This window comes from Parasediminibacterium schistidii, from assembly GCF_046546515.1.
In the GTDB taxonomy this organism is placed as follows: domain Bacteria; phylum Bacteroidota; class Bacteroidia; order Chitinophagales; family Chitinophagaceae; genus Parasediminibacterium.
In genome coordinates this window covers 66,842-75,251 of record NZ_JBKHKJ010000020.1, presented here as the reverse complement: position 1 = coordinate 75,251, position 8,410 = coordinate 66,842, and the positions used below count along the sequence as shown (strand labels likewise).

Genomic DNA, 8,410 nt, shown 5'->3' with positions numbered 1-8,410 from the left:
AAAAAGCAGGCAAATAAAAAAGCCCCGCTAAGGGGCTTTTCAAAATTTTTTGGTCAATGCTTGAATACAAATAATTCATAACTCATAATTCCTCATTATTAATACAGCCCCCTGAACCAAGGCCTGGCAATGCTAACATCCCTAAAAGGCCAAGGCGCCGCGGCTAATATAATAACCAAGGCCAATATATATAAAATGCTCATTATCCTATGTTTTTTTGCAGGTGCAAGATCCATTTTCTTGGAAAAACTATGGGATACAGTGATTAGTGCAATACAAATAAGCATCATCAACGGGTGTTCTATTATCCAGAAACGCAGCCATCCTGTTTCCATCACGTCTTTCATCTGGTATTTTTCCCGGATTACAATCTGTATGCCATTCTCGCCAAAGAAATACAAAATCAAAGCTGCAACTAGGTTCAAATGTGTGGTTATTAATAACCTTAGGCTCCACTTTTTGTCCAGCTCATCAAAGTGCTGGTCTGCCTCCACGTTCACCCTAACTATATTTACAATCAGAAAGATAACCATAGCCCAGCGCAACAAACTATGCAACCCTAAAATACCATTCATACATTTTTGTTTTACTAATAAAAATATTGTTTTGCTATAATCATATCACAGGCTTAGACGCTTAATCATAAAAGCATCGTTATTTAGATGGGAAACTTAATAGTATGCAATAATATACTACTATCACCATATTACCAATAATGAAAGGGTAAAAGTTTTTGCAGTTTTTAGTTAAACCTTACCCCAACCCCTCTCCAAAGGCGAGGAGCAAAGCGAAAAACTTTTATGTAGCCCCCCCATAACTCATCATTCATAACTCATAACTAGCTTGCAAAGTTCCCACTGTCAAACACTTTGCCCCCTTCGGTTTTCAAAATACGGGATGGGTAACGGTTGATAACAATAAAATCGTGGGTAGCCATTAGGATGGTAGTGCCATAATCTTCCCCAATCTGGAAAAGAAGCTGCATAATCTCGTCGCTGGTTTCGGGGTCTAGGTTACCTGTAGGTTCGTCTGCCAGTATCAGCTTGGGGGAGTTGAGCAATGCACGGGCAATATCCACCCGTTGCTGCTCGCCTCCACTCATTTCAAAAGGCATTTTAAAGCCTTTGCTTTTTAGGCCTACTTTGTCTAATACATCGTTTATTTTTTCTTCTATTAGCTGCTCGTTTTTCCAACCTGTAGCTTTTAGTACAAATTTCAGGTTGTCATAAACATTTCTGTCAGTCAATAATTGAAAATCCTGGAAAACCACCCCTAGGTTCCTCCGCAGGAAAGGCACTTTTTTCCAGTCCATGTCGCTTAGGTCAAACCCTACCACGCTGGCTTTGCCTTCTTGCAAGCTTAGTTCTCCATATAATGTTTTTAAAAGGCTACTTTTTCCCGTGCCGGTTTTTCCTACCAGATATACAAACTCGCCTTTTTCAACGGTAAAGTTTACGTCCTGCAAAATCAAGTTTTGCCCTTGGAATATATTTACGTTTTCTAATGATATTACTGTTTCTGCCATTACAATTTTAGTTTTTAATATTGACCAATAAACCAAAGTACAATATGAACTAATATATTATTTCGCCAAAGTTACCGCTTAAAACCAATTCTTTTTTATCTGAGGCGTAAACACTTCCTACAATTTTTGCCTCTATGCCCAATTGCAGTGCTATGGTTATCATTTCCTTTGCGGCATTTTCATTGGTAAATATCTCCAACCTATGTCCCATGTTAAATACTTGGTACATTTCCTTGTAGTCTGCCCCGGAGTTTTGCTGTATCAATTGAAAAATTGATGGCACATCAAACAGGTTGTCCTTTACTATTTTTAATGTAGTGGGCAAATATTTCATGCACTTCGTTTGCCCGCCCCCACTACAATGGATAATGCCATCAATGGCATCAAAATGGCTTTCGAGCAATATTTTTAATAAGGGGGCATAAGTGCGGGTTGGGCTAAGCAATAGCTGGCCAATGGTTGACTGTTGACTGATGACCGTTGACTGTTGACCGTTTACAGTGAACTGCGTATTTCCCCCATCGGTTAACGGTGAAAGCTCAACGGAGAACAAGTCCTCTAGTTTGTTCTTACCAATATACACCACTTCATCCTTTAACGTCGGTTCAAAGGTTTCTGGGTATTTCTGCGCGTAATATTTGCTCAACACATCGTGCCTTGCACTGGTAAGGCCATTGCTGCCTAGCCCACTATTATAAGCCGTTTCGTAAGCGGCCTGCCCACTACTAGAAAAACCTACTATTACATTGCCTGCTTTTATCTTGTCGTTTGTAATTAATTTGCTTTTAGGCCAACGGGCGGTCATGGTGCCGTTTACGGCAATAGTCCTTACTACATCGCCCACGTCAGCGGTTTCGCCACCAAGGTAGTGGATGTTTACGCCATATTCTTTTAGTTGGTTAAAGAAATCTTGTGTGCCGTCAATAACAGCAGCCAGCACCTCGCCGGGTATCACAGCTTTGTTCCGGTCGATGGTGGAGGAAAAAAGTAGGTTATCATATACCCCCACGCATAACAAATCGTCCAGATTCATAGCAACCGCATCCTGTGCAATGCCCTTCCAAACAGAAACATCGCCTATTTCTTTCCAATAGAGGTAAGCCAATATGCTTTTAGTGCCAGCGCCATCGGCATGGCTTATGTTTACCCATTCTGCATTGCCACCCAAATAATCAGGGTACATTTTGCAAAATGCATGGGCATATAAACCTGCATCTAGGTTTTTAATTGCCGCATGTACTTCTTCTTTTTGGGCAGACACCCCCCGTTGAGCGTATAATGACATAAAGCTATTTTATTATTTGCCACAAAGGCACGAAAACACAAAGAGGTACAAAGGATTTTATAATAATTTGAAACCGCCCTTTTTTACTTGATAAGAAAACTCATCAACGGCTGCGAAAGTAAGTAATGAGATTAGAAACCCTTTTTTATTAGTATAACAGGTTTTTAATCGCATCATTAATATTTTCTATGCTTGTGCAGCAGTTCCCATAGTACTGCCTACCCATTCAATTAATTTCTCGGCAATTGATAGCCCCTCTTGGGACACACTTACCTTCAATTCGCCATCGTATCCACCTACCAAATGCAGCAGGTTGTAGGCACTGTTAAAATAACTGAGCATGGTTTTGTTTTTTTCGCCCAGTGCTGTCCTGTACTTTATTACATCTGCCCTTTTGCCTTTTTCTTTTCCATGCAATACTTCGTCAAGTGCAACCAGTACGCCTGAATAAGCGGTTTTGCATGCCATTTTTACATATTTTGGGTCTGAATAAAACTCTCCGTCTTTGCCAGCTTTTGTAGAGAGTATCTCCCTCGCATTTTCAACGTACCTTTTTGCTTCAAGGTAACCGTTTTTCTTTTTTTGTGCCATACCTAGTAAATGTTAATTAATAAAATAATGGGCTATGTATTGGTATTAAATTATTTCCTTTTTTGTAATTGAGAACAAAAATAGCTTCTTCTTACTTAAGTTGCTTTGTCAAAGCAATAATTGCATTGGCTTCACTACCGCTTTTATATCCAGGATGAAACTAGTTTATATGATTTTTTTCTTTCTATCCCTAACAGGAAGCACATTTTTTTTAACAGGCGTTTCTACCCAAGCCGAAAAATGTTCGTATCCACCATCTTCAACCCAGTCGTAAATAGGGCAAATATCTGATAACCTGAATATTTTATCCCGGTCTTTTTCTTCTACTTGCCTTACATGCCAGCCCGCCAAGTCTGGGTACTTTACCCATTTATCTGCATCCAAATAATGGAGGTTTAGTTTTTTTCCTTTTTTATCGAATGAATAACCCAAATAATAGAATGGATTTCTCCCTTTTGGCTTTGTTTTACCGTCCTTCCCTTTGATAGTGTTGATGTGTATGGCAAGCAGGTGGTTACCCTTTTTTAGGCTTTTCATTATTTCATAATATACCCATCGCCTGTCATAAGTATCAGACCCTACCAAGACACAGGTAACAGATGTATTTTTTAAGCACCTGTTGATTAACCTTTTTAGTGCGACCTCGCTTGTTTTTTTTGCTTCTTCCCAAATGGAAGCGTCAAAACAACCAGCGTAGTTATCTTTCGTAAGGGTATGGTTGCGTACTACATTCCCCCTGAATTCAATAATATCTTGGTAGTCGAAGCTAAAAAAAACACGTCTTGCCACGCTTTATTTATTTATTTAATTTATGTATCATCAACACTATTTTTTGCACCAGTTCATTTATCATTAGTTTTTCTGTTGCTAGTTCTTTTATAAATGGCATTATCCATTCTACGCCAGCATAATATTTCTCTGGATTGGCAAATATTTGATTGAAAATATCGTTGCTTGCATAGCCCGATGCTGCAATGGGTATTGGGATCAAACCTTGCTGGGTAGCAATTTCAAATTCCCGCATCACTCCGTTTGCAGCTACAATATTTCCTTCTTTGTCTTGCTTATTTCCAAAAATAAAAATAGCAATCCCTGCCAATGAAATCATTTTTTGCCTGTATTCGTCCCAAAGTATAGGTATGGGCTTTTCTTCGGTTTCCAATTTAGGAAATGGCTTTAAAATCAGTTGGTCTTTTGTGTATTTTGTGGGCTTTTCATAAACTGCTTCCAAAGCACCGTTAATGACTGTGCGGCCAATGCCCCAGCCAAAACCATTCACAATTTTATAATTTGCTGCAACTATTTTTTTGCTTAACAGGTATATGAAAGATTCTGCCTCGGCTTTGTTCCACTGTCCATAGCTTTCGGCACTTCCAGAAATAAATATGGTTTTCATCCTCAATTTTTTTTCTATTTCGTTCATGCAATGATTGTATATATCCCAGTTAATAAAACCCTAGAATTGAGTAAACTGAAATTCGGTTTTTCAACCTTACAAATATATCTTCTAGTTTTCAAAAGATTTACTTTTAAACGCATTCAAAAACAACTTTAATACCCTCTTTACTAAAAAATATTTGCCACATTACAACCTATGCCTATATTTGAAGCCTGATGACAAACATGATAGCAAATACAATCTTTGGTTTTTTCTTTTATTACTACTTTGAAAAAAGTAGCAGGGTTGTATTGTAAATACTAAAAAAGTAATAACAAACGAGATACAATCCCTGCCTAAATGGTTGGGATTTTTTTTGCCCCTGTTGCAAGGGATTAAAGGGGAGCAAAAAGGTTTTCGAATTTTTAGTAAAACCTCACCCCAACCCCTCTCCAAAGGCGAGGGGCAAAGTGAAAAACTTTTATGCACCCATTAAAGGAACAATATGAGCAAGACGGATGTGAAATGGAATATGCAGGGCAGCGTGTCGATACAAGGCTATGAAGGCAGTTTTCACCAAGTGGCGGCAGAGCAATATTTTGGCAGCCAAATACAAGTGATACCCTGTGCCACGTTCAGGGAAGTAATAAGGATTGCCAGTGATGCCACTTTAAGCGGCGGTGGCGTGATGGCCATTGAAAACTCAATTGCGGGCAGCATATTGCCCAACTATACTTTGCTCCAAAATACAGACGCATTAAAAATTGTAGGCGAGGTATATCTACCTATACAGCAGCAGTTGTTGGTAAACCCGGGCGTAAAACTGGAAGATATACACGAAGTACACTCCCACCACATGGCCATACAGCAGTGCATGGAATACCTAGGGCAACGCAACTGGAAGCTGGTGGAAACTGAAGACACGGCACTGAGTGCCAAGCATGTGCATCAACGCAAAAGCAAACATATAGCAGCGGTAGCCAGCCAATTGGCTGCCGATTTGTTTGAATTGGAAGTTATAGTACCCAATATCCACACGCAAAAAAGCAATTATACCCGGTTTTTAATACTGCAAAGGGCAACGGAAACAAATGAAATAGAAAGTGCCAACAAAGCTTCTATCAATTTTGTAACCGACCATACCAAAGGCAGCCTTGCTAAAGTGTTGGCTACCATTGCGGATGGCGGCATCAACCTAAGCAAACTGCAGAGTATGCCTATAGCTGGCACCAATTTCAAATACAGTTTCCATGCAGACCTTGAATTTGCGACCCTTTCGCAATTTAATGCCGTGATGGGTACACTTGCATCATGCTCCTGCACAGAAGCAATAAAGGTATTTGGGGTGTATAAGAATGGGCAGGTTTAATTAAGAATTATAAATTAGGAATTAGGAATTTAGCGACCGATTTCTCATCCTCTTCCCCCTTTAGGGGATTGGGGGTAAAACAACGATACTATGCCAGTAAAACAAATACATACTTCCAGCCGCCTAGAGGGCATTGGCGAATATTATTTCTCCCAAAAACTTCGGGAGATTGACGACTTGAACAAGCAAGGCAAAAACATCATCAGCCTAGGCATTGGCAGCCCCGATTTGCCGCCTCACCCAGATGTGATAAAAGTATTGCAGGAAGAAAGTGCCAAGCCAAATGTCCATGCCTACCAGTCATACAAAGGATCGCCAGTTTTAAGGAATGCCATTAGTAATTGGTATAAAAAATGGTACGGAGTAGATGTAAACCCCGACACCGAAATATTGCCCTTGATTGGCAGCAAGGAAGGCATTATGCATATCTGCATGACCTATTTGAACGATGGCGATATTGCGTTAGTTCCCAACCCAGGCTACCCTACTTACCGCAGCGCAGTGAAACTAGCTGGTGGCACTTGCCTGGATTATGAATTGACGGAAGCAAACAGTTGGCAGCCCGATTTAACTGTTTTGGCAGCGTTGGATACAACAAATATCAAATTGATGTTTGTGAACTATCCCCACATGCCGACTGGCGAATTGCCAAATGTGGAAGTTTTAAAGCAATTGGTTGCCTTTGCCCGTGAACATGGGATACTGATAGTACACGACAACCCATATAGCTTTATTTTGAACGATAACCCAATGAGCCTATTGAGTTTGGAAGGTGCAAAAGATGTGGTACTGGAACTAAACTCCCTCAGCAAAAGCCAAAACATGGCTGGATGGCGCATTGGAATGCTGATAGCCGCCAAAGAAAGGATAGACGAAGTGCTGCGCTTTAAAAGCAATATGGACAGTGGCATGTTTTTACCCCTTCAATTGGCCGCTGCTGTCGCTCTAGGCTTGGGCAAAGACTGGTACGACAGTATCAACACTGTTTACCGTGAACGCAGGGTAAAAGTATTTGAACTGTTAGACGTATTGCAATGCGATTACTCCAAAAACCAAGTAGGCATGTTTGTCTGGGCAAAAATACCTGCAACCTATAAAGATGGGTATACACTAAGCGACGATGTGTTATATAATAGCAATGTATTCATCACGCCAGGAGGCATTTTTGGCAGTGCTGGCAATGGGTACATAAGGGTAAGCCTTTGCGGAAGCATTGAAAAATTTGAGGAAGCGATAAGGAGGGTGGTAAGTGATAAGTAGTAAGTAGTAAGTAGTAAGTAGGTGTATACCTTACGGTTACCCTTATTCGGATTTTAAAAAAGCATCATTATTAGTCATGGAGAATTTAACGGTAACCATTGTGGGTGTGGGGCTTATTAGTGGCTCTTTTGCACTGGCATTGCGAGACAAGGGTTTTGCAAAGCATATTATCGGTGTTAGCCGCACGGAAGCCAGTGGCAAAAAAGCGGTGGAGCTGGGCATTGTGGATGAGGTATTGCCATTGGTGGATGCCATCCAGAAAGCTGATTTTATTTATGTGGCCATACCCGTAGATGCCACCATACCCATTATGGAAACCATTTTAGACACCATTACCGAAAAACAATTTGTGGCTGATGCTGGCTCTACCAAACATGCCCTTTGTGAAGCCTTGGCAAACCACCCCATGCGCCACCGCTTTGTGGCCACCCACCCCATGTGGGGTACGGAATACAGTGGCCCCGAGGCAGCCGTTAGGGATGCTTTTAAAGGCAGGGCATGTGTTATTTGCGAGAAGGAAAAAAGTGATGTAGTAATAGTGGATGTTATTGAAGACATCTATAAAACATTGGGCATGAACATGATATACATGGATGCAGCCGCCCACGACATGCACGCTGCCTATATCAGCCATATATCGCATATTACTTCCTTTGCCCTTGCCAATACAGTATTGGAGAAGGAAAAAGAAGAACACACCATTTTTGACCTTGCAGGTGGTGGTTTTGAAAGTACAGTTCGACTAGCTAAGAGTAGCCCCGCCATGTGGGCGCCTATTTTTATGCAAAACCGGGAAAATGTGCTGGATGTGCTGAACGAGCATATCACACAGCTCCGTAAATTCAAGGCTTGCCTGGAAAAAGAGAATATGGAATATTTGCAGGAATTGATGGTGAATGCTAATAAGATTAATAGGATTTTGAAGTAGGGGAAAATTGCTAAGAAATACTTTTGCCACTAATGCACGAATGGACACTAATATTTTTTATTCGTTCTTATTCA

General features: G+C 40.6%; 9 protein-coding genes. 3 read left to right on the top strand and 6 right to left on the bottom strand.

Translation table 11 applies throughout. The features are described from left to right. Positions 1-98 precede the first annotated feature (98 nt). The 6 genes from ACHFIY_RS12525 to ACHFIY_RS12500 form a co-directional block, all read right to left on the bottom strand. On the bottom strand, positions 99-575 hold the full coding sequence (locus ACHFIY_RS12525; RefSeq protein WP_410846440.1) for a hypothetical protein: 477 nt from the start codon (positions 573-575) through the stop codon (positions 99-101). Positions 576-838: 263 nt separating this feature from the next. Further along, positions 839-1,525: a cell division ATP-binding protein FtsE gene (locus ACHFIY_RS12520; protein ID WP_410846439.1), complete on the bottom strand. Its 687-nt coding sequence runs from the start codon at positions 1,523-1,525 to the stop codon at positions 839-841. A 49-nt stretch (positions 1,526-1,574) separates the two neighbouring features. After that, positions 1,575-2,810, bottom strand: coding sequence for an AIR synthase related protein (locus ACHFIY_RS12515; RefSeq protein WP_410846438.1), 1,236 nt, complete (start codon positions 2,808-2,810; stop codon positions 1,575-1,577). 186 nt (positions 2,811-2,996) lie between these two features. Then, positions 2,997-3,401, bottom strand: coding sequence for a DUF5618 family protein (locus ACHFIY_RS12510; RefSeq protein ID WP_410846437.1), 405 nt, complete (start codon positions 3,399-3,401; stop codon positions 2,997-2,999). A 165-nt stretch (positions 3,402-3,566) separates the two neighbouring features. Then, positions 3,567-4,190, bottom strand: coding sequence for a TIR domain-containing protein (locus tag ACHFIY_RS12505; protein WP_410846436.1), 624 nt, complete (start codon positions 4,188-4,190; stop codon positions 3,567-3,569). 7 nt (positions 4,191-4,197) lie between these two features. Next, positions 4,198-4,824, bottom strand: a complete 627-nt coding sequence (locus tag ACHFIY_RS12500) for a hypothetical protein (RefSeq protein WP_410846435.1) — start codon at positions 4,822-4,824, stop codon at positions 4,198-4,200. A gap of 460 nt (positions 4,825-5,284) precedes the next feature. Between ACHFIY_RS12500 and ACHFIY_RS12495 the strand changes: the two genes are divergently transcribed. The 3 genes from ACHFIY_RS12495 (at position 5,285) to ACHFIY_RS12485 (ending at position 8,336) form a co-directional block, all read left to right on the top strand. Beyond that, positions 5,285-6,148: a prephenate dehydratase gene (locus tag ACHFIY_RS12495; RefSeq protein ID WP_410846434.1), complete on the top strand. Its 864-nt coding sequence runs from the start codon at positions 5,285-5,287 to the stop codon at positions 6,146-6,148. A 90-nt stretch (positions 6,149-6,238) separates the two neighbouring features. After that, positions 6,239-7,408, top strand: coding sequence for a pyridoxal phosphate-dependent aminotransferase (locus ACHFIY_RS12490; RefSeq protein ID WP_410846433.1), 1,170 nt, complete (start codon positions 6,239-6,241; stop codon positions 7,406-7,408). A 76-nt stretch (positions 7,409-7,484) separates the two neighbouring features. Further along, the gene (locus tag ACHFIY_RS12485) at positions 7,485-8,336 is read left to right on the top strand and encodes a prephenate dehydrogenase (RefSeq protein WP_410846432.1); all 852 of its coding nucleotides are present in this window, start codon (positions 7,485-7,487) and stop codon (positions 8,334-8,336) included. Positions 8,337-8,410 lie beyond the last annotated feature (74 nt).

Coding starts and splice junctions, on each gene's coding strand:
- ACHFIY_RS12485 (WP_410846432.1), top strand. CDS start 7,485: ATGGAGAATTTAACGGTAACCATTGTGGGTGTGGGGCTTATTAGTGGC.
- ACHFIY_RS12520 (WP_410846439.1), bottom strand. CDS start 1,525: ATGGCAGAAACAGTAATATCATTAGAAAACGTAAATATATTCCAAGGG.
- ACHFIY_RS12515 (WP_410846438.1), bottom strand. CDS start 2,810: ATGTCATTATACGCTCAACGGGGGGTGTCTGCCCAAAAAGAAGAAGTA.
- ACHFIY_RS12500 (WP_410846435.1), bottom strand. CDS start 4,824: ATGAACGAAATAGAAAAAAAATTGAGGATGAAAACCATATTTATTTCT.
- ACHFIY_RS12490 (WP_410846433.1), top strand. CDS start 6,239: ATGCCAGTAAAACAAATACATACTTCCAGCCGCCTAGAGGGCATTGGC.
- ACHFIY_RS12525 (WP_410846440.1), bottom strand. CDS start 575: ATGAATGGTATTTTAGGGTTGCATAGTTTGTTGCGCTGGGCTATGGTT.
- ACHFIY_RS12510 (WP_410846437.1), bottom strand. CDS start 3,401: ATGGCACAAAAAAAGAAAAACGGTTACCTTGAAGCAAAAAGGTACGTT.
- ACHFIY_RS12495 (WP_410846434.1), top strand. CDS start 5,285: ATGAGCAAGACGGATGTGAAATGGAATATGCAGGGCAGCGTGTCGATA.